This is a genomic window from Halomonas sp., assembly GCF_041689495.1.
Classification (GTDB): domain Bacteria; phylum Pseudomonadota; class Gammaproteobacteria; order Pseudomonadales; family Halomonadaceae; genus Halomonas.
In genome coordinates, this window is the sequence record NZ_JBDNGD010000530.1 from 1 (window position 1) to 2309 (window position 2309).

The following is a 2309-nucleotide window of genomic DNA, read 5'->3' on the forward strand; positions in this document are numbered from 1 at the left end:
GGCGCTGAAACTCAGGAAGCGAGTGAGGGAACGGCAGATCGTCCCGCTCAAGTACGTCGATTGCCATGATCGGCCCACGTTCATGCAGATGCTCAAAATACTACCGGTAGTGGGCGGGTGTGACAACCGGATAAGCACGGTTTCGACATCTCCGTATAAGGGCGACCGAAGACCCGGACATCCCCGGTCAGGGGTCGGGTGATGCCCATACCGCCTTGAGCAGGCTGGATTTCCCGGCCCCATTGGGCCCGACGATGGCCGTCATGCTCTCGGGCGGGGTTACGAAATCCACCGAATACACCACCGGACGATGGTCATAACTCACCGTCAACCCCTGTATCGCCAGAGGACTGTCCGCGATCTCGTCACTGATTCTCGGGTTGCGGTTCATTCGTCCTCCCCTTTCGCCGCCAGTCGACCCAGCCGGCCGCCCTCGGGGACCTCGCCCCCCAGGGAACGGGCGATCAGGGTGACATTGTGGTCCAGCATTCCCAGCCAGGTACCCTCGTAGGTCCCTCTCTCGCCCATGGCATCAGAGAAGAGTTCGCCCGCGATGCGTACCTCATGACCCCGGGCGGCCGCGCCCTCGACCAGGGCGCGGATGTTGCGGTCAGAGACGGATGTCTCGATGAAGATGGCACCGATATCACGCTCCACCAGCACATCCACCATGGTCTCGATACGCGCCAGTCCCGCCTCGCTGTCCGTGGAAAATCCCTGGATACCCAAGACCTCGACGTCATAGGCATCGCCGAAGTAACCGAAGGCATCATGGGCGGTGATCAGTACCCGATTGCCCTCCGGCAGGGTCGCCAGGACCTCATGGGCATAGGCATTCAGGGCATCGAGCTCACTCAGATAGGCGTCGGCACGCTCGGTGAAGGCCGCCTTGTGGACGGGCACCAACTCGACAAGGGCATCGCGGATCGCCAGGACCACATGGCGCCAGCGACCCGGGTCCATCCAGACATGGGGATCGTACTGGTCGGTATATTCTTCATCGGCCAGGCGCGCCTCCACGGGGACGGACTCCCCCAGGGTAAAGACCGACTTGCGCTGCGCAAGACGCGCCAGGAAATCCTCGAGCTGGGCCTCCAGGTAAAGACCGTTCCAGAAGACCGCATCGGCTCGAGTCATAGCGGTCACGTCGTTGCGTGTCTGTCGATAGAGGTGGGGGTCGGTGCCCGACCCCATCAGCCCCTGAACCTCCACCTGATCACCGCCCAGCTCGCCCAGGACGTCGGCGATCATGCCGGTGGTCGCCACCAGTTGAAGACGCTCTTGCGCCTGTGCGGGTAACGCGGCCAGGAAGCCCAGGGCCAGCAGGAGAAGGATCGAGGCGATAGCGCGCGTGCCGGACATCGTGCACTCCCATGGTCAGGGTAGGCCTCGGGGATCGGAAGACTGGAGATCCTCGAGAGAAAACAATCATTGAAGAATAAGGCAATGAAAGGGTGAAGTGCAAAGATCTTAACCCTGGCTAACTTTTCGGGTGCCAGCAGGGACGAGGTGTGCTTCACTGGTGAGGTTGCCGATAAAAGTGAGGTTGACTATAGTCGCCCGATGATCAACGCCTCCGACGATCCGAATACCGACAATCCCGGCCATGAGGATGCCCTTCCGCCCACCACCCAGCATGCCAAGCAGTACGCTGCCGTGCGCAACGCCCATGAGACCGAGCTCATCGAGGACTATGTGGAGTTGATCGGTGACCTGCTGAAGCATCAGGGTGAGGCACGCTCCACGGATGTCGCCACACGCATGGGAGTCAGCCAGGCCACCGTGGCCAAGATGATGCGCCGGCTGAAGAGTCTCGATCTGGTCGTCAGCAAGCCCTATCGTTCGCTGTTCCTGACCCGGGCCGGTGAGGCCATGGCCGAGGAATCCAGCAAGCGCCACGCCATCGTCCTGCAATTCCTTCGTGCCTTGGGCGTGGATGATGACACCGCGCGTATCGATGCCGAGGGAATGGAACACCACGTCAGCCAGGAAACCCTCGACATCATGCAGCGTTTCGCGCATGAGCAGACGCCGGTGCAGTAGCGGAAGGGTGTTGCCAGAAGAGGGACCCTGCAGGCGTAAAGCGCATTAGCCGCTACAGCGTTTCTCCCACCTCGATGCGATAACCGAGATCAATCACCGACTGGCCCAGCGCCTCACCCTGGATACGCGCCAGCAGCTCGCGGGACGCCCGTTCGCCGATAGCCTCGCGTGGCGTGACCACACTCGCTAGCTTCGGCGCCATCACCTGGCCCACGTCATGGCCATGGAAACCGGCGACGGCAATCCGTCCCGGAACGTCCACGCCA

4 protein-coding genes are annotated in these 2309 nt (G+C 61.8%); 1 reads left to right on the forward strand and 3 read right to left on the reverse strand.

Going from position 1 to position 2309, the window contains the following annotated elements:
- Positions 1-187: 187 nt before the first annotated feature.
- Both ACESMD_RS15540 and ACESMD_RS15545 read right to left on the reverse strand, forming a co-directional pair.
- The gene (locus ACESMD_RS15540; RefSeq protein WP_372614749.1) at positions 188-391 is read right to left on the reverse strand and encodes an ATP-binding cassette domain-containing protein; all 204 of its coding nucleotides are present in this window, start codon (positions 389-391) and stop codon (positions 188-190) included.
- Positions 388-1362, reverse strand: coding sequence for a metal ABC transporter solute-binding protein, Zn/Mn family (locus tag ACESMD_RS15545; protein WP_372614751.1), 975 nt, complete (start codon positions 1360-1362; stop codon positions 388-390). The genes ACESMD_RS15540 and ACESMD_RS15545 overlap by 4 nt, the downstream gene beginning before the upstream one ends.
- 201 nt (positions 1363-1563) lie before the next feature.
- Between ACESMD_RS15545 and mntR the strand changes: the two genes are divergently transcribed.
- On the forward strand, positions 1564-2043 hold the full coding sequence (gene mntR / locus ACESMD_RS15550) for a manganese-binding transcriptional regulator MntR (RefSeq protein ID WP_372614753.1): 480 nt from the start codon (positions 1564-1566) through the stop codon (positions 2041-2043).
- 52 nt (positions 2044-2095) lie between these two features.
- On the opposite strand, the gene ACESMD_RS15555 is transcribed toward mntR, so the two are convergent.
- On the reverse strand, positions 2096-2309 hold a 214-nt coding region (locus ACESMD_RS15555), incomplete at its 5' end, for a substrate-binding domain-containing protein (RefSeq protein WP_372614755.1).